This window comes from Bacillus sp. AP8 (genome assembly GCF_000321185.1).
In the GTDB taxonomy this organism is placed as follows: Bacteria; Bacillota; Bacilli; order Bacillales; family DSM-1321; genus Bacillus_AD; species Bacillus_AD massilioanorexius.
This window is the reverse complement of record NZ_CAPG01000038.1, coordinates 193,040-211,859: the sequence shown is the minus strand read 5'-3', so window position 1 is coordinate 211,859 and position 18,820 is coordinate 193,040. Positions and strand designations below refer to the sequence as shown.

15 protein-coding genes are annotated in these 18,820 nt (G+C 32.6%); 8 read left to right on the top strand and 7 right to left on the bottom strand.

All coding sequences use genetic code 11. The annotated features are described in order from the left end of the window. Nucleotides 1-57: 57 nt before the first annotated feature. The 5 genes from qoxD to BN349_RS11765 form a co-directional block, all read right to left on the bottom strand. A complete protein-coding gene (qoxD, locus tag BN349_RS11785) occupies nt 58-339 on the bottom strand; it encodes a cytochrome aa3 quinol oxidase subunit IV (protein WP_019242522.1) in 282 nt (93 codons plus the stop codon). 1 nt (nt 340) lies between these two features. After that, nucleotides 341-937, bottom strand: a complete 597-nt coding sequence (locus BN349_RS11780; RefSeq protein ID WP_019242521.1) for a cytochrome (ubi)quinol oxidase subunit III — start codon at nt 935-937, stop codon at nt 341-343. Next, nucleotides 937-2,895 carry a cytochrome aa3 quinol oxidase subunit I gene (qoxB, locus tag BN349_RS11775; protein ID WP_019242520.1) on the bottom strand — a complete coding sequence of 653 codons (1,959 nt, stop codon included), beginning with the start codon at nt 2,893-2,895 and terminating at the stop codon, nt 937-939. The genes BN349_RS11780 and qoxB overlap by 1 nt, the downstream gene beginning before the upstream one ends. A gap of 62 nt (nt 2,896-2,957) precedes the next feature. Next, nucleotides 2,958-3,869: a cytochrome aa3 quinol oxidase subunit II gene (gene qoxA / locus BN349_RS11770; RefSeq protein WP_019242519.1), complete on the bottom strand. Its 912-nt coding sequence runs from the start codon at nt 3,867-3,869 to the stop codon at nt 2,958-2,960. 493 nt (nt 3,870-4,362) lie between these two features. Further along, nucleotides 4,363-6,084: a B12-binding domain-containing radical SAM protein gene (locus tag BN349_RS11765; protein ID WP_019242518.1), complete on the bottom strand. Its 1,722-nt coding sequence runs from the start codon at nt 6,082-6,084 to the stop codon at nt 4,363-4,365. An 886-nt stretch (nt 6,085-6,970) separates the two neighbouring features. Here BN349_RS11765 and BN349_RS11760 point away from each other — a divergent pair. The 8 genes from BN349_RS11760 (at nt 6,971) to BN349_RS26900 (ending at nt 16,496) form a co-directional block, all read left to right on the top strand. Continuing rightward, nucleotides 6,971-7,519 carry a competence protein ComK gene (locus tag BN349_RS11760; protein WP_019242517.1) on the top strand — a complete coding sequence of 183 codons (549 nt, stop codon included), beginning with the start codon at nt 6,971-6,973 and terminating at the stop codon, nt 7,517-7,519. A 387-nt stretch (nt 7,520-7,906) separates the two neighbouring features. Continuing rightward, a complete protein-coding gene (locus BN349_RS11755; protein WP_019242516.1) occupies nt 7,907-8,920 on the top strand; it encodes a 2-oxoacid:acceptor oxidoreductase family protein in 1,014 nt (337 codons plus the stop codon). Then, nucleotides 8,920-11,211 carry a thiamine pyrophosphate-dependent enzyme gene (locus BN349_RS11750; RefSeq protein WP_019242515.1) on the top strand — a complete coding sequence of 764 codons (2,292 nt, stop codon included), beginning with the start codon at nt 8,920-8,922 and terminating at the stop codon, nt 11,209-11,211. The genes BN349_RS11755 and BN349_RS11750 overlap by 1 nt, the downstream gene beginning before the upstream one ends. A gap of 335 nt (nt 11,212-11,546) precedes the next feature. Beyond that, the gene (locus BN349_RS11745) at nt 11,547-12,050 is read left to right on the top strand and encodes an RNA polymerase sigma factor (RefSeq protein WP_019242514.1); all 504 of its coding nucleotides are present in this window, start codon (nt 11,547-11,549) and stop codon (nt 12,048-12,050) included. Further along, on the top strand, nt 12,043-12,954 hold the full coding sequence (locus BN349_RS11740; protein ID WP_019242513.1) for an anti sigma factor C-terminal domain-containing protein: 912 nt from the start codon (nt 12,043-12,045) through the stop codon (nt 12,952-12,954). Before BN349_RS11745 ends, BN349_RS11740 begins: the two co-directional genes overlap by 8 nt. A gap of 14 nt (nt 12,955-12,968) precedes the next feature. Further along, nucleotides 12,969-13,328, top strand: a complete 360-nt coding sequence (locus BN349_RS11735; protein WP_019242512.1) for a hypothetical protein — start codon at nt 12,969-12,971, stop codon at nt 13,326-13,328. Nucleotides 13,329-13,876: 548 nt separating this feature from the next. Further along, the gene (locus BN349_RS23855; RefSeq protein WP_019242511.1) at nt 13,877-16,033 is read left to right on the top strand and encodes a PAS domain S-box protein; all 2,157 of its coding nucleotides are present in this window, start codon (nt 13,877-13,879) and stop codon (nt 16,031-16,033) included. Nucleotides 16,034-16,247: 214 nt separating this feature from the next. Then, nucleotides 16,248-16,496 (top strand): aspartyl-phosphate phosphatase Spo0E family protein, encoded by a 249-nt coding sequence (locus BN349_RS26900; protein ID WP_019242510.1) that lies wholly within the window; start codon nt 16,248-16,250, stop codon nt 16,494-16,496. Nucleotides 16,497-16,505: 9 nt separating this feature from the next. On the opposite strand, the gene BN349_RS11720 is transcribed toward BN349_RS26900, so the two are convergent. Beyond that, the gene (locus BN349_RS11720; protein ID WP_019242509.1) at nt 16,506-17,234 is read right to left on the bottom strand and encodes a ZIP family metal transporter; all 729 of its coding nucleotides are present in this window, start codon (nt 17,232-17,234) and stop codon (nt 16,506-16,508) included. Nucleotides 17,235-17,573: 339 nt separating this feature from the next. Continuing rightward, complete coding sequence (locus BN349_RS11715; RefSeq protein WP_026089288.1) at nt 17,574-18,773, bottom strand: MFS transporter; 1,200 nt, start codon at nt 18,771-18,773, stop codon at nt 17,574-17,576. Between the last annotated feature and the right edge of the window lie 47 nt (nt 18,774-18,820).

The window sequence follows — 18,820 nt, the reverse complement described above, 5'->3', positions numbered from 1 at the left end:
AAAAGAAAGAGGGTGTTCCAGATGCAGAGCTTCTGGAACACCCTCTTATTCGGTAGATTAATATCCCCAAACCAATGCAAAAATTGATCCAAGAATTGTAACCAATCCAACGAATACAGCATAGGCGATATTGATGTATAAATCTTTTTTATCATCAGATTCACCGATATGCATGAATAAGAATAATTGTAAACTTGCCTGAATTACAGCAGTTACAAGTAAAATTGCCATCTCAGCTGCGTACGAAAGGTCAAGAGTAATAACTGAGAAAGCGGCAAGTGTTAAAATAATTGAAGACAAGAAACCTATTACATGAGCTCTTGGAAATAACTTCGCCATCTTACATCAGTCCTTTCAAATATACAAAGCTAAAGATGAAAATCCATACAACATCTAGAAAATGCCAGTAAAGAGAGAAGATAAAGGCTTTATTGGCAGTGCGAGCATTAATTCCTTGTTTCGCAAATTGCATTAAAATAGCAATTCCCCAGAATAAACCGAATGTTACGTGTCCTCCATGTGTACCAAGTGTTAATAATAAGCTTGATGTAAATCCACTTGTTGTTATTGCAGCACCTTCATGTACATAGTGGAAAAACTCATATACTTCTATACCGACGAACGCTGCGCCAAGAACTAAAGTAATAGCAAGCATATTCATCATTGCTTTCTTCATGCCCATACGCATAGCATGAATGGCAATACCAATTGTAAAACTACTTGTTAAGAGAATGAAAGTTTCCCAAAGTACCCCAGAAATTTTGAAAATTTCTTCTCCAGTAGGACCAGAGCCAGTACGATTTTGCATAATAAAGTATACAGTAAATAGAGTAGCGAAAAGAACAATTTCCGCACCTAGGAAAATCCAAAAACCAAAAATCTTCAAGCGATTTTCTTCTGTACTATATTCAAGTGGTAGAGAGGTATCTATTTTCATTACTTATCACCTCGCAATAATTTGCTTTCGATTTCCTCAATTTCTTTGACTTTCACATGATATCCATGATCTTTGCTGAATGAACGTGCAAATAAACAGAATGGAATTGGAATAGCAAAGATAATTGCTGGAATCCACCAACTAAAAATTAAACAGAATGAAGCACCTGTGAAAGCCATTGCCATAACAAAAGGTACAAAGCTGTTACTTGGCATATGAATTTCTTCATTAGGCCCATCTGCAAATAATTTATGTTTACCTTTTTTATGATCCCACCATGCTTCAACACTATTAATTGTTGGTACTCTAGCAAAGTTATAGAAAGGAACTGGCATGCCTGTGCTCCATTCTAGTGTTCTAGCATTCCATGGATCAGCTTTCGTTAAACGTGGCTCGTAACGAATGCTCCAGTAGATTCCGTATACTAGAATTAGGAAACCAACTGTTAAACCAAGTGCACCGATGAAAGATAGCAATTGTAAAGGACCGTATCCTGTTTCCGCTGAGTAAGTACTCATACGACGTGTTGCACCATTTAATCCTAAGAAGAATAATGGTAAGAATGTTACGTTGAAGAAAATGGCGATAAACCAAAATGCAGTTTTTCCAAGTTTTTCGTTCAGTTTGAAACCAAACAATAATGGCCACCAGTAGTACATACCAGCTAAAACAGCGAATACTGTACCAGGAATCAATACATAATGGAAATGAGCTACTAAGAATAGCGTATTATGATATTGATAATCTGCACTTGCCATTGCTAATGCAACTCCAGTTATTCCTCCAAGTGTGAAGATCGGAATGAAGGCTAATGAGTATAGCATTGGCGTCGTAATTTCAATCTTACCTTTATAAAGTGTTGCTAACCAGTTAAAGATTTTTACACCGGTAGGTACTGCGATTAACATTGTTGTAATCGAGAAGAATGAGTTAACCAGTGCTCCTTGACCCATTGTATAGAAATGGTGAACCCATACAGTGAATGATAGAAGTGAAATGGCAACCATACTAATAACCATCGATTTATAACCATACAGGTTTTTTCTAGCGAAAGTTGAAATAACTTCACTGAAAATACCGAATGCAGGCAAGATAACGATATAAACTTCAGGGTGACCCCATACCCAGAAAAGGTTGGCCCAAAGCATATCCATACCGCCATCAGTCATTGTAAAGAATTGAGTTCCAAATAAACGGTCAAACATCATCATAGCTAATGCAACTGTTAGAACAGGGAAAGCGAAAAGGATAATGATACATGTAATTAAAATAGACCATGTAAACATTGGCATTTTCATTAATGTCATACCAGGTGCACGCATTTTAAGGATTGTAGTGATAAAGTTAACACCGGTTATCATCGTACCAAGACCAGAAATTTGCAGTGATAAACTATAATAGTTTGTTCCTACTGTCGGACTGAACTGCTCACTTGCTAGTGGGAAATAAGAAGTCCATCCAGCATCAGGAGATCCACCGAAAATAAATGAAACATTTAATAATATACATCCAGCAACGAATAGCCAGAAGCTTACAGCATTTAAATATGGAAATGCAACGTCACGTGCACCAATTTGTAAAGGAATAACGATATTCATTAGTCCGATAACGAATGGCATTGCCATAAAGATAATCATAACTAAGCCGTGTGTTGTAAAAATTTCATTATAATGTTGAGGATCTAACAGTCCATTTTCAGGAATTGCTGTTTGAGCTCTCATCATTATTGCATCTACTCCACCACGGAACAACATAATTAATGCAACAAAAATGTACATAATGCCGATTCGTTTATGATCGACGGTTGTAAGCCATTCATCTTTCAACCAGCGCCATTTTTTAAAATAGGTGAGTCCAGCAACTACTGCTATACCGCCAATTACAATACTAATCGTTGCTGCGATAATAAATGGATCACCGTGTAAAAAAAGAAAATAATCTTCCCATTTCACATTCACTTTGAGTAGCTCCTTTCTTAAAAGCTGTATTTTGGTGATACTTTTGATATGAAACAATCATTTTAATGTTCTGAATGATCTTGTGAATCCATGTCCATATCTTCAGGCATATCAGTATCTTCACTATCACCATGATTATGTGATGAATTTCTTCCTTCTGGAGGAGGGCTAAAATCTAAGTGAGTAGAAGAATAAGATTGTCTACCGACAAAGTCTGTATCTAGTAATTTATTAAATTTCTTTTCTGTAAGTTTAGGTTCATTCTCTTTTACATCTTGAACCCATTGGTCAAAATCTTTAGCTGTCATAGATAATGCTTCGAAATGCATTTTTGCAAAACCTTTACCTGTAAAGCTAGAGTTTTTACCTTCCATTGACATCGGAGTTTCTGCAACATAAGTTACTTTGGTAACCATGTCACTCATTCCGTATTTTTGTCCACCAAGTTGTGGAATCCATAAACTTGAAATTGGACCAAAAGAGTAGATACGGAATTCTACTGGACGGTCTATTGGCATATTCACATAGTTAACTGTTTCAATTCCTTCTTCAGGATAGCTAAAATGCCATTTCCAATCTGAAGATGCTGCGTAAATAACCAATGGTTTGTCATTTTCATAACCCTTTGGTGTACCTTCATGCTGATATGTTGTTTTAACTGTAATAACAGAAAGAAAAATTACGATTACGATTGGAATTGCAGTCCACGTAATTTCTAATGCTTTACTACCTTCCATATGTGGAGGCTCGTAATCCTTTGGTTGTTTTGAAGCTCTGTACTTAATTAACATAAAGGCGAATAATGCACAGACAATCGCTAATATTGCGAATAGGATTATTGCCGAAGTGTTGATGGTTTTAGACAACATTTCGGAAACTGGACCATTAGGTCTGAATACCACAGCTCTCTCACAACCAGAAAGTAAGACAGTTGCTAAGAGAAAAGAAGTGATGAGTGCCAATTTCGTTTTCATGCTTGTACCCCTTTCTTAAGTAATAATTATTCAATAATGAATTCCCCATTTAGAGAATGCAATAGCTACAATATAGATCTGTTCATTGTTAATGATCATAACTAAACATTGTTGATCGATGTTGTAACTATTTAGGTATAATGTTTCTCTATACTCATACCCCAAATTAAACTATATTAACTTCATTAAGAAATTACAAACAATTAGAATTTGTGACAATTTTACGAAGGGTATAATTGGGAAATATTAGTTGATTTTATTTACATTGTGAAAAGGTTAATAAGAGAAAATAGGTTAAAAATGTTAATTTAATAGTTATAAAGAAGTGCGTTTATTTTATCAGAATAAAATGTTTATTTTGAATTTTTGTATAAAAAACCTTGTTAAAACAATAGTTTAACAAGGTTTCGGATGGTGGATTAGAGTGAAAATGCTGAAAAGGATAATGGTTCTAAAATACTATCTCATTTAACTTGTGACAGCTTTTTGAATTTTAAATATTAGCAGAAAATACCTTACTACCATCTCCTGTTGGACTGAAATATGCAAGTAAAAAGGAATTTGTGTTATTTTCGTCAGTCTTTGTTGAAATTTTTTCTAACATAGTATGCTTGTACAAATCTCTTTCACTTAAATGAAGACTCATAAATTCAGTTCCAAGTACGTCTGGAGATTCAAAAATCTTCTTATAAATTTGCGCTTTTTCTTCTTTTGTTAAGATAGGCTCCCACCAGGTGCTTCTTGGTTTATACTTTTGACTTGCTAAATAATCATATTTCATCAGATCAATGATTCGATTATTTTCTTCAATATGAAGCTCTTTAAGAAAAAGTTGTAATCTTCTAAATAGATCTTCAAGTTGATGACCTATTTTTGACCAGCCTTTTTCTTCCCAAAATGAGCCGAAGTCCTGAAAAAAGTCGAATGGTGTAGGGAAGACCTTACCAGTTAAATAATGAATGGTTTTATCCATACGATGGTCATTCCAATATTTTTCTAATACGTCTTCTACTTGTTTAATTCTAATGATATCTTCAAATGATAAAACCTTATTAGCGACAATTTCATAAGGCGCATAGTCACTAAAAATATATCCATATTCTTTACTTTGAATTCTAAGACCTGTTCCTCTCAGCATTTTAAGAAAGCCTAATTGTAGCTCTTCTGGCTGTAAAGCAAAAACATCATTAAAGGTTTTCTTAAAGGAATCATAATTTTCTTCAGGTAAACCAGCAATTAAATCAAGATGCTGATCAATTTTACCACCTTCTTTAACCATGGTTACTGTTCGAGTTAGTTTTTCAAAATTTTGTTTTCTTTTTACTAGCTCATTTGTATAGTCATTCGTTGATTGTACGCCAATTTCAAAACGGAATAATCCAGCTGGAGCATTGTCATTTAAAAATTGAATAACCTCTGGTCTCATAATATCCGCAGTAATCTCAAATTGGAATACATTACCGGGTAAGTGCTCGTCAATCAAAAATTGAAACATTTCCATAGCATAGCTGCGGCTTATATTAAATGTACGATCAACAAATTTGATCGTTTTGGCTCCATTTTTCATTAAGAAGCGTATATCTTCTTTAATTGTTTCTCGATCAAAATATCTTACTCCAACTTCAATAGAGGATAAGCAAAATTGACAATTGAATGGACATCCTCTACTCGTCTCGATATACACTACTCGTTTAGATAAGCTTGCAAGGTCTTCGGAAAAACGATAAGGAGATGGAATTTCTTTTAAGTTAAGTTTTTCATTTGGAAGCTTCATTATTTTTTTGCCGTTTTCCATATACGCAATTCCGTTAATATTTGAAATATTTTCATTTCCATTCAAGTAGGTTAATAGCTGTTTAAATATCTTTTCACCTTCACCTATTACGAAATAGTCTACCGTTGGAATTTTTTCTATCCATTCTTCTACATCGTAAGAGACTTCAGGACCTCCAAATATAATTTTGATATTTGGATCGATTTTCTTTAATAGGTGAACAACTTTTATCGTTTCTTCAATATTCCAAATATAACAACTAAAACCGATGACATCAGGTTTTTTATTATATAAATCAGTTACGATATTAATAATAGGATCTTTGATTGTATATTCAGCTATTTCTACATCGTATTCAGGAGCAGCATATGCCTTAAGGTATCGTATTGACAAGCTAGTATGAATATATTTGGCATTCAATGTTGCGGCGATAATTTTCATATTATAGGTAGACTCCTTTCTGTGGCGAACTCGATAGTATTTTATCATAGTATAGTCTGAAACCTATATTATGAAACAATAAAGGATATTAGAATGTGGAAAGAAAGATGGAGCATATTGAAATAGAGTAGTAAAAATAATATGTGTCTTTTATATGAAATTTATTTCACTGCGACTTTTATAAAGGAATAGGTGAAACTTAGCAATAATAAGCAAGAAAATGGAAGTATAGCATTAAAGAAAATATCTTATTATACTCTATTTCGATAAAATGTAAATACTTAGGTATTTTTACTTATTTAAAAAGTAATTTTGGTTGACGAAATAAAAGGAAAATATAGTAAAATATATTTACAAAAAAGTAATAAATTGTAATAATCAAAATATAAATGTCGAATAAATATTGTATATTTTTGTAAGTTTAATAAACCTATCATGAGTGAAAATTTATACAGTTACTAACTACAAAATGTTTAACACCTCGAATAATCAACGGAAATGACGACTTTTCATACCTCTAGTATTAAAACAAACCAAAGACTTCGCTTAATAGAACAAAAATTCTTAAAAATATATTAATTTTTTCCGAATATACATACTTCATAATTCATTTTTATGAAATACATCATAAGAATGATGCTATATTGTCTTATTTCTAGAAGCATTCTTTTTGTGTGAGTAATTACCTATTTTTGTTTGTGGTGAAATGATGAATAAGGGAGGTGAATAGTAATGTGAAAATAAGAGGATTGAATCCCTTAAGCATTCCAGTCGAAACGATTGCTTAAGGGAAGGAACAGTTGGATATACCAACTTATTGTTAGTATATCCCTTTTTAGCGATTTATGGAAATAAATAATTTTTACTAAAAAGGAGGAAAGATAGTATGAGTAGTAGCGAAAGCTATTGTTTAAGTAAAGACACGATTAGCATTATACCGTATACGGATAATCATGGTAATTTGTATTCAATGGTGATTGAAGGTCAAAAAAAGTTATTGGTGAAAATGAGTCCATTAAAAATTTTGGAATATACACTCTTAATCTTTGGAGGAGATCTTCGAGGAGCTATAAATTCAACAAAATTTCATTTAGGAAGAAAAAATATGGTTCCCGTTAAAATTAGCGATGAAATAGGTTATTGGTTTCCTACATCATCCATGAAATCTAGAGAATGTGTATGGTTTGCGGAGCATCATGTAGAGAAAGTCAACAAAGTAAGCCAGAATCAAACAATGATATATTTTAGCCATGGACATACATTTCTTCTTAATATGAAGGAAAAGAGTATTGCAGTAAAAATAAACCGAGCAAGAGATTTAAGGTTAATAATAGAAAGAAAAAAGAAAAAGACTAATATCTATACAGAACAACCTAAATTTCAAATAATTAAGGATGAGTCAAAAAATAACTATACCATTAAAGAAGATAAATAAATAAGAAGGGGTTGTCTGGAAAATGATTTATTATCGCTTTTCAGGCGGCCCCTTCTTCTTTGAAAATTTCTTATGATATAGGTTTAACAAAAAAATGCTAAAAATCATGCAAAAGTTTTGAAAAAGGTATCTGTTTCAAAATGTTATTATAACTGTTTCATTTTTTAGTAAGCGTTTACATCAGTTTGTTTGTGGGTTTAAATTCAAAAATTTTCTATGTGTACCAATAAAAAATAAATATTTTTGATATTTGTCACAGATTTTTTATCCTATTTCTCATAAAATGGAGCAATAATCTATTTTTTTCGGAGTGTGTATTTTAGTTGTACGGCTGTCATTTATAGAAATAAAAAAGATATCCATATTTTAATGTTTGGAGGGGGAAATATGTCTTTATTACCACAAAAAAACGATCTTGGTTTTTTTGAGATTCGTTTAGAATCAATTGGGGGATTAGGTGCAAATTTAGCAGGGAAAATGCTGGCTGAGGCCGGAGTATTAGGGCTAGGATTAAATGGCTGTAATTTCTCATCTTATGGTTCAGAAAAAAAAGGCTCACCAGTAAAAAGTTTTATACGTTTTTGTGATTCAGATGTAGAAATACGTGATCACAGTCCAATTGAAGAACCACATGTTATTGGTGTTTTTCATGAAGCACTATATAAAATGGTTGATGTTTTGAATGGATTAAGATCCAATGGTGTTGTTCTTGTAAACTCGACAAGAGATTTTGAGACTGTAAAAAATGATCTTAATATGTCAAAAGGAACACTAGCTTTAGTTGATGCTTTAGGAATAGCGGTTGAAGAAAAAACAAAAGTAAATACAGCCATGTTAGGTGCTTTATTTAGAATTTGTGACTTTTTAGATCCAGAAGCAATGCGTGTGATTATCCGTAAAACATTTGAAAAAAAATATCCTCATTTAGTTGAATCGAATATCAGAACTTTTGATAGAGGTTATAACGAAGTTGTTTTTAAAAAGTTTGAAAATAATCACTCGGAATCAAATATTCCATTTGAAAAGAAAAATACTCCGTTTGGCTATGAAACACAAACAATGGGTGGAGTTATCATTGCTCAAGGTAATAGTATTTTGAAAGATATGAGTGCTTCACGTCAAGGTTTCTTGCCTTCTTTAAATAAGGATACATGTATTAACTGTGCGGCTTGTGATATGGTTTGTCCAGATTATTGTTTTGTTTGGGAAGAAGGAGAGGACAAACGAGGTCGAAAAAATATGTTCTTAAAAGGAATTGATTATCAATATTGTAAAGGCTGTTTAAAATGTGTGGAGGCATGCCCAACGGGATCATTATCAGAGATGAGAGAGGACATGACTTATGCAGATGAACATACTGTTAAGCAATCCTTTCCTTATGTGTGTGGAGGTGCTAAGTAATGAGTTTATTAGAAAAAGATATCGTTAAAGGTTTGGATATTGCTCAAGAAACGACCTTTGAATCCGGAAATGAAATGGCTGCACTAGCTGCTGCGCAAATTAATTATCATATTATGGGATATTTTCCAATTACGCCTTCTACAGAGATTGCACAGCTACTTGATGCTATGAAAACAAGAGGTCAACATGATATCACCTTAATTGCAGCTGATGGAGAACATGGATCTGCTGGTATTTGTTACGGAGCTGCAGTAACAGGGGCTCGTGTCTTTAATGCAACTAGTGCTAATGGATTAATGTATATGTTAGAGCAGCTTCCGGTACAATCAGGAACTCGTTTTCCTATGGTTATGAATCTAGTTACTCGTTCAATTAGTGGGCCATTAGATATCCGTGGAGATCATTCGGATTTATATTTCGCTTTAAATACAGGCTGGGTTATTTTGACGGCGAGTACACCACAAATGGTCTATGACATGAATATCATGGCATTAAAAATTGCCGAGAATTCAAAAGTAAGATTACCTGTTATTGTGGCTTACGATGGTTTCTTTACTTCACATCAAAAAAGAAGAGTACAGTATTTTAAAGATAGAAATGTCGTTCAAGATTTTGTAGGACCATGTCCAACTGACTATCATTTTGTACGTGATCCAAAAAAACCAGTTACAATTGGTGCGCATATGAATGGTGATGATTTAATGAATAATCATTACCAGCAATCACAAGCAATGTATGCTGCACATGATGTGTATAAACAAGTCGCTGCTGAATATGGTAAGATATCTGGCAGAAATTATAGTGTTATCAACACTTATCAAATGGAAGATGCTGAAGTGGCTCTTTTCCTATTGAATTCTGCGGCTGAGACGGCTAAGGATGCTGTTGATCAATTAAGAAAACAGGGGATTAAAGCGGGTGTTGTAAGTCCAAATATGATTCGACCTTTCCCAGCAGAAGAAATACGTCAAGCGTTAAAGGGAGTTAAAACCTTATTAGTTGGAGAACGAGCAGATTCATACGGTGCGAATGGACCGAATTTAACTCATGAAATTAAGTCTGCTCTTCAAGAAGATAAAAATAATACGACAATCGTGTTAAGTCGTGTCTTTGGTTTAGGCGGTAAAGATTTTTATACAGAGGATGCATTAGCGTTCTTCCAAAGTGCAATTGAAGCGAAAGAATTAGGTTATGCACCAATTCCATTTGATTATTATGGTTGTAATCCAGGAAAGGAACAATCTGTACTAGAGCCAGTCATAGAGCCATTGCATGGAGAGGCTTATAAGTCAGGGCTCATTCACGTTGAACAAGAGGACACTGGTAAACTAAAAGTGAAAATCCCACCAGTACGTTCATTAATGGGAAAACCAAAACGTTTAGCCTCAGGTCATGGAGCATGTCCGGGATGCGGTATATTCTCAGGATTAGAATTGTTCTTTAAAGGTATTGAAGGAGATATTGTTGTTCTTTTCCAAACGGGTTGTGCTTATGTAGTTACCACTGCATATCCATATTCATCACATAAACAATCTATGATTCATAATTTATTTCAAAATGGTCCAGCAACACTTTCGGGAACGGTTGAAGCGTTTTTTGAAATGAAAAATCGTGGAGAGATTGATGTGGCGGATGATGTAACATTTATTATGGTTACGGGTGATGGTGGTATGGATATCGGTATGGGTTCTGCTATCGGAACAGCTTTACGAAACCACAAAGTGATCATGCTTGAATATGATAATGAAGGTTATATGAATACTGGTTCGCAAATGTCATATTCTACTCCTTTTGGACATATGACAAGTACAACAAATGTAGGTAAAACGCAAAAAGGTAAAGCGTTCCATCATAAGGATACTGCGCAAATTATGGCAGCAACAAATATTCCTTATGTATTTACTGGCTCTGAAGCATTTCCACAAGATTTAATCAAGAAAGCTGCAAAAGCTCAATGGTATGCTCAAAATGTAGGTACTGTGTATGGTAAGCTTTTAATTACTTGTCCGTTAAATTGGAAATCAGAAGATCGTTATGGAAATACGATTATGGAAGCGGCGGTTAATTCATGCTTCTTCCCGCTTTATGAAGTAGAACAAGGTGAAACAACAATCACGTATAACCCTGAAGCTAGAAAGAAACGAATTCCATTGGAAGATTGGCTGAAGTACATGGGGAAATCCAAGCACTTATTAAAAGAAGAGAACAAGGACTTACTTGAAGATTTTAATCAAGAAGTTGAGAAAAGATGGCAAAAGCTTTTAGTAAAGCATGAAAATCCTCATTTATAGAATTTAATATAATAAGTTCAATTAAAGCTGATTGTAAGGTCATTAATGAAGACTTTTCATTCAGCTTTTTTTATGCCATATGTTTATTTCGTTAATGAAATGGTTAATGGAGGATAGGCAACAGTTAGGAAAACATAGAAAATGATTAAAATATAAAGAATAAAAGAAATGGTTAGAGAACGAGGTTCTTAAAAGAGTATTAACATGGATAAATTTTTACAAATCATACATATCAAATTCCACAAGAATTTTTTTTCGTAAATAAAAAAATTTGTATACTATTTTTCATCTCATTTGTTATATAAGTGAAAGGAGTAAAAACGGGTGGCCATCATATGAACAATTATTTTTTAGAGCAATTATACCTGACCAAATATGATATGATTCGTAATTACTTAATGAAAAACGGAGCATCTCTTCAGGATGCGGAAGATATTGTACAAAATACTTTTTATAAAGCCATGACGTATGAAATTCACATGACGCATTCTAATCCAAACGCTTGGCTATTTAAAGTGGCGGTGAATGAATACTATAACCTTTGCAATAAAAAGAAAAGGCAAATTCATGTTGAAATTGACGAATCGTTTCTTGAACATTTTATCAATCATGAAGAGGGGGATGAATGGCTAATAAAAAAAGAAAATGCGGATGAAGTAAAAGGTATTATCAATCAAATGAAGCCAAGTTATGCTCAACTGCTCTTATTAAAATATGAATTAGATCTTTCTTATGATGAAATTGCTTCTTTTCTAGATATGAAAAAGGAGACTATTCGAACGTTATTATATCGAGCTCGGCTCGAGTTTAAGAAATTATGGAGGAACACATATGAATAATGATGAACAAGATTTGGATGATTTATTTTCACCAAAGCAGACGGACTTAATAAAAAAAGCAAAGTCGAACAGTCTTAAGCGGATGATTATAACGAACATACTTGTGACAACGATTACTCTTCTTATGTTATCTGTAATAAAATGGCAATTAACACCTTTTATATTGAATAGAGAAATGATTAAAGAACAATCAATTAATGAGATTTATGGGGCAAATACATTTGTAGGTCCGTGGGATGAAGAAGTAAAGTTACTAGGTTCTCATGCAACAGCTCCGATATTCAAATTTATTAATGGTATACCTATTCAAGTAAAGACAATAAAAAATAAATATAATCAAATGGAGTATTTTATAGAAAGAAATCTTGATAAATACAGATATAATGGTCAGAAATTATTACGCTTTGCTCATCCTGATGTGAAATATAACAAGTACTCTCAAGAATTTTCGAAACTTAAGGATAATAGTAATGCAGAAATTGCTCTCTCATTCGACAGCTCTTATTCTGTTTCTGAAGTTGAAGAAATGTTGCCTGATAATGTATTGGTTAATTGGCTCTGGGTGAATGATTATCCTTCAGAGGTATTGGATGAGTTATCTAATGAACAACAGTTTCTATATGAAAATGAGGTAATAGGTATCTCTATGTTAGCGAACGACGGGACTTCATTAGAAAATCCTTACTCTCTTTTTTATGAAAATCTTCAAATAGCTAGTAAATATCGACGAGCTGATGAGGAATTAAAAACACTTAAAAAGAAAATAACTACGAATGGTTCATTAGACACCTCAAAAATATCCATTATTGGTGCAGTTGTTTCAGGAAAAGGAAGTGATTTAAAAAAACTAGAAGGCTTACCATTTATTAAGAATGCATCAATTGGTTTAACAATACAAAATTAAAGGAATTGATAGAGATGAATAAATTTTTATATTATCTGATTTGGGCAATTGCTTTTATTGCTTTAAATATTACTACAATACCAGTTGCCTTTTTTTCATTATTTGCGAGTACAACGATTTTTTCAATTGACGGTTTTTTGGCGTTGTTAATTATCTTGATACCTAATATAGCTATAATACAGTTATGGGTTAGCATTAGACAGCAAAATATTAAGTTTTTCGTCATAGGCTTGATACTCATTATGATAGAAATTGCTTCTTTTTTACTTTTGATCTATGCTTATATTTTTGTTTTACCTGTGATATTATTTAGCGTTAGTCTATTACTAGCGATTACGTTGTTAGTCCTCTCTTTTAGAAAAAAGGTCTATTAAAATCTGGTGTAGGTGTGATTTATAGGTTGTAAATCACCAGGAAGATGAAGACTATTGTAGAAAAAAATATTTAGTTAATAAAAAGTGTTTTCGCATAACTTGTTACCTATGTACAAACTCTGAATAGGCTGAGTTAAATTCTGCTTCAATCGACCTTTTTATATTAATCTTATATAGCGAACTTATGTAAAAAAACAATCATTTAGAAAACAGCCTAAAAATTGAATAACGATTTAACACTCGGTCTATTCATGGAATTTTTATATGAATAGACCGTTCTTTTTTTAATGTTATCTTCTGATAAAAATGTCGATATTTTACGATAAGAATAATCTATTAGGGAAGTATATATATTTAGTTTTCCACAAATCATTTATACCAATTTTTTTACTCATAATTCTAATCAACCTAATAAAAGAGATTAATGACTCTCGAAAGATTTTTATGAAAATAGTCCCATTTTGCAAAAAAAATAGGAATATACATAAAAATGTAGAATTATAATATAATGTAAATTTTGAGGTGGATATAGGGTTGGGGGAGATTAAATGTCGGATGAAGAATCCTGTATGAAAAGTAGTGATCAGTTGAATTTGTATCAGAATTTTTTTCAAATTTCTCAAGAAGGCTTATTCATTACGAATGACCATTTAGAGATTATTGATGTAAATATAAGGGCGTGTGAAGTATTTCGTATTCATAAACAGGAGTTTATTGGGAAGCATTTATATGCTCTTTTAGGACAAATAAATGAGCAACTGTTTCTTGAACAAATTAGTCAAATAAAATGCGAGGGTAGTATAAAAGATGAATGGGTTATAAATAACTCATTGGGTGAATACTTAAAACTAACTTTTTCAGCTTTGTATTCAAATGGCCATTACTTTTTTTCTATTAAAGAAGTATTTGTATTAACCAAACATAAAAAAAATCGAATGAATTCCTCGTATTTAAATGCCTATCAACAAATTAATGAGGGGATTATTGTTTGTCATCATAATAGAACAATTGCTGATGTGAATGATGCTTTTTTGAAAATTGTAGAATTTCCAAGGAAATATTTTATTAAAAATGATTTTTGTAGTCTAATCCATATAGATGCTACTAAAAAGATCCAAGAAAATTGGGACATAGCGATAAAGTCAGGTAGATCATCGGGTGTAGTGGAATTCTGCATAGGTAAAAAAAATATAATATTTAAGTATCATCTCTATAATAATGTGCAGAAGCAGCAGGTTATCTGTCTGTTGAGAAATATAACAGAAACTAAGCTTAACCCCTTAAAATCGAATATGAATAATGAGTTATTTACATGTATTTTTGATGAAGCAAATGATGCAATAGTACTAACTGATCGAAATGGTATGATATTTGAAGTGAATGAAGTTGCCTGTAGAATATTTGAATTACCAAGAGAACAATTAATCGGAATGAATCCTGTAGATTTTATTCTTAAAAAGAATAAAAAGTATCGCAATATGTTTGAAACTTTTAGTAAGAAAGGGTCAGTTCGAGAAGAGATGTTTTTCCGAATGGGAAATGGTCAAAAAAAATTACTAGAGTTTACAAGTAAAAAACTTTCAGAATTAAATTTCAATGTCACAATTTATCGGAATGTAACCGAAAGATACAATATGGAAATAATGCTAAGAAAGAGTGAGAATCATTTTCGGAAAATATTTGATGAGTTGTCTGTTGGATTAATCTTGTGGAAAGATAATAAGATTGTCGATATAAATGAAGCAGGATTACAAATTCTCGAATATACAAAAGAAAAGATTTTGCGGACGACAATAAAACAAATAATTGAAAAGGTCCCGGAGAATCGACATAGTTTAGATAAAATGTTTAAAAAAATAGATAAAGCTAGAAAGACAAAGGCGGTTGAAGAGATTATTCCTTTTGTATTTAAAAGTGGTAAAACGAAGTACTTAGAGTTTACTTCAAAGAAAAATTTAGTTTCTGGCTTAAATATAACGGCTATTGAGGATGTAACGGAAGAATTAGAAATTCAGGAACGGTTAAGAAAATCAGATACTCTAACCGTAGTTGGTGAACTTGCAGCAGGAATTGCTCATGAAATAAGAAATCCGATGACAGCATTGAAGGGATTTATTCAACTGTTGCAATGCAGTGTAAAAGAAGACTTTACATCTTACTTTAGCATTATTATGTCAGAGTTAAAACGGATCGATACGATTATTACTGAATTTTTGATTTTAGCAAAGCCACAAGCGCTACAGTATGAAGAGAAAAATATTAATGTGATTGTTAAGGAAACGATTGATTTATTAAGTGCAGAGGCATTGTTATACAATATTATTTTTGTTACGAATCTATCAAAACAAGGCTTGAATATTTTTTGTGAACCGAATCAACTTAAGCAGGTTTTTATAAATATTATAAAAAATGCAATGGAATCTATGAATGAAGGTGGTACGATTACTGTAGTAACAGAAATCTTTGATGACCGCTTTATTAAAGTATCGATAACGGATGAAGGTATTGGTATTTCAAAAGAAAGGTTAAAGAAACTAGGAGAACCTTTTTATACGACGAAGGAAAGAGGTACAGGTCTTGGGTTAATGGTAAGTTATAAAATAATCGAAGAGCATGAGGGAATTGTTGAAGTAGAAAGCGCAGAAAGCGTAGGAACGACCTTCACTATTTTACTACCTAGACAAAATGATTTAGTAGAAGGATAACGATGCTTTTATGTAAGTTATAGTACAAGTAGAGAGTTAAAGAGGGCGGGTAGATAATGGTAAAAAATGACGTTGAAGACTGTCGAAAAAAAGGTTTTTGAAAGATGATTTGCTTCTTATTTTGTCTACATTTGCGATTCTATTTACATTTTTAGAAAAGTTTGTAATAATCCTATAGATAATAAAAAGAGTTAGGAAGGAAGTTACAAATATCATGGAAGAGAAGCTGTTACATGACATAGAGTACGCGATACAGAGAAAAAGAGAGGAAATGGAATATACCGCTAAGCAATTAGGGTTAACTCATGAGTTAACGATTCAAAATAGTCAGGATTTAGATCGCTTATTAAATATTCATCTTGTATATACAAAAAAGCAAAAAAGCAAAATAGATTATTATAGTCCCATGAATAAGTTTAAAAATCATTTCCGAAATAATGAATTTCAATATGGGATTCTTTAAGTGCTGTTATTACATTCCGAGTAAAAGAATCATAACTAATAAACCGATAATAAATGAATAGGTGGAGGCTCGTTCATTTCCGTCTCCATGGCTTTCTGGGATTAATTCTTTATAAATGATGAAAAGCATGGCACCAGCAGCAAAAGCTAATCCGAATGGAACGAGATTCTCCACATAAGTTGTTAGAAAATAGCCTATTAATGCTGTAACAATCTCTATTGATCCAGTCAAGGTGGCAATAAGAAAGGCTTTAAATTTGGATATGTTTAAGTTGATAAGAAATAATGCGATTAGAAAGCCTTCAGGCGCGTTTTGCAAGCCAATAGCAAAGGCTATAAGATTACCCGTATCACTTGATGTAGATGCATAACTTACGCCAACTGAGAGGCCTTCAGGAATATTATGTAGTGTTATGGCAGAAATAATTAATATGGCTTTTTCGTCGAATTGAATATGATTATTTGAGTGATTAACATCAATATGTGGAATGTTACTTTCTAAAAATGTAAGTGTAATTACCCCTGCATAAATTCCAATACATAGAGGTATAAATCCCCCTTGTGCTAAGGCTTCGGGTATTAATCCCATCATACATGCAGACATCATAATTCCTGCAGTAAAAGCTAATAAAATGTCTCGAAAGCGATGAGTGAAGGTGTTAGATACAAATAGAATAATTAAAGCACCTAAGCCAGTGGACATGGCAGAAAGAACACTACCGATTATTACATTACTCATAATGAACTCCGATCTTTCATAAATTTGCTTGTACAAAAAGAGGCAGTCTCAAACGTGATTGTTAGTCACTTTCGAGACGCCTTTATGTTTGTATTAGTATTATTCCTTTACAGTAGATGTATGAGCATATCGTTTCCATTTAATAATGCTAATATAACACTTTGGTAGGTTTGTTGTTCCATATTTAAAATCTAGATGTATGTAAAACTCTACTAGCCAATACTGTGTTATTAAGTATATGAAAGACGTGAATAAATTATGATAATCATTTTTTTAGTTGATCTTTTTTAAGCGTAATTATATAGAATGTACTCTTATTGTATAAATGATATATTGTTTTTATTGAAATCTATGATCAGAAGGTAATAGAAAGCTTAGTAAACCTAGTACAGGTAAAAATCCCATTATTTTTATGGTAGCAATAAGTCCAAGTGAATCAGCCATTCCACCAATTGCTATTGAACCAATAGCCCCCATGCCAAATGCTAAACCTACAGTTAGACCAGCCATTGTTCCTATTTTTCCTGGAACAAGTTCTTGGGCGTACACAACTGTAACAGAAAAACTAGACATGATAATAAATCCAATTATAAACAAAAGAACAAAAGATAAAAATGGCGATACATAAGGAAGAATAACGGTCATTGGTGCTGAGATTAGCATAGAAAGTATAATTATGGTTTTCTTACCGAATTTGTCTGCCAGTGGTCCTCCAAAAAACGTACCTATAGCTCCAGCAATTAAAAAAGTAAATAGGTAGACTTGAGCCATTTTAATGGAAAATTCATATTGCTGAATTAGATAAAATGAAAAAAAGTTAGTCATCGCAGAAATATACCAAGATCTTGCGAATATAACAAATAGAATAATGATGAGCGCTACTATAATTTTTTTTGTCACTTTTGATTCTTTCTTACTTTTTTTCTTTATAGGTGGATTTGCTTTTATTTGTATAGAGTACCAGTTAGCAATATATAGTAGTAAAAGTACGGCAATAAATGCAATTGGGGCAAAGGATAGACCACCTATTTGACCAAGAGGTATCAAAATAAGAGCCGTAATAAGCGGCGCTAACGCTTGACCGATATTTCCTCCTACTTGATATATCGATTGTGCTAAGCCTCTTTTAGATCCTGCAGCCATAAAGGCTACACGGGAACCTTCAGGGTGAAAAACAGCTGAACCGATTCCAATTAAGATCACAGAAATAATGATAATTGAATATGCTGGTGCAATAGCTAAAAGAATCATTCCAATCATTGAACAAAACAAGCCCATTGGTAAAGCATAGGGGAACGGTTTTTTATCGGTATACCATCCAATCAACGGTTGCATAAGAGAGGAGACTATATTTAATGCAAAGGCTATAATTCCTAGTTGAGTAAATGATAATAGTAAGTCTCTTTCTAGAATAGGAAACATAGCTGGTACAACTGCTTGTAAGGAATCGTTCAACAAATGACAAAGGCCAATAATTAATAGAAATTTATACGCAGGTTGGTTTTGGGCTTTTTCGAGTTTCAAAGCAGTATTGTTCATATTCAATTTTACCTACCTCAAATCTTGGGAATATGTCATTCCTTTTT

Coding starts and splice junctions, on each gene's coding strand:
- BN349_RS11735 (WP_019242512.1), top strand. CDS start 12,969: ATGAATAAATTTTTATATTATCTGATTTGGGCAATTGCTTTTATTGCT.
- BN349_RS11715 (WP_026089288.1), bottom strand. CDS start 18,773: ATGAACAATACTGCTTTGAAACTCGAAAAAGCCCAAAACCAACCTGCG.
- BN349_RS11720 (WP_019242509.1), bottom strand. CDS start 17,234: ATGAGTAATGTAATAATCGGTAGTGTTCTTTCTGCCATGTCCACTGGC.
- qoxD (WP_019242522.1), bottom strand. CDS start 339: ATGGCGAAGTTATTTCCAAGAGCTCATGTAATAGGTTTCTTGTCTTCA.
- BN349_RS11750 (WP_019242515.1), top strand. CDS start 8,920: ATGAGTTTATTAGAAAAAGATATCGTTAAAGGTTTGGATATTGCTCAA.
- BN349_RS11740 (WP_019242513.1), top strand. CDS start 12,043: ATGAATAATGATGAACAAGATTTGGATGATTTATTTTCACCAAAGCAG.
- BN349_RS23855 (WP_019242511.1), top strand. CDS start 13,877: ATGTCGGATGAAGAATCCTGTATGAAAAGTAGTGATCAGTTGAATTTG.
- BN349_RS11760 (WP_019242517.1), top strand. CDS start 6,971: ATGAGTAGTAGCGAAAGCTATTGTTTAAGTAAAGACACGATTAGCATT.
- qoxA (WP_019242519.1), bottom strand. CDS start 3,869: ATGAAAACGAAATTGGCACTCATCACTTCTTTTCTCTTAGCAACTGTC.
- BN349_RS11745 (WP_019242514.1), top strand. CDS start 11,547: ATGAACAATTATTTTTTAGAGCAATTATACCTGACCAAATATGATATG.
- BN349_RS11780 (WP_019242521.1), bottom strand. CDS start 937: ATGAAAATAGATACCTCTCTACCACTTGAATATAGTACAGAAGAAAAT.
- BN349_RS11755 (WP_019242516.1), top strand. CDS start 7,907: ATGTCTTTATTACCACAAAAAAACGATCTTGGTTTTTTTGAGATTCGT.
- BN349_RS26900 (WP_019242510.1), top strand. CDS start 16,248: ATGGAAGAGAAGCTGTTACATGACATAGAGTACGCGATACAGAGAAAA.
- BN349_RS11765 (WP_019242518.1), bottom strand. CDS start 6,084: ATGAAAATTATCGCCGCAACATTGAATGCCAAATATATTCATACTAGC.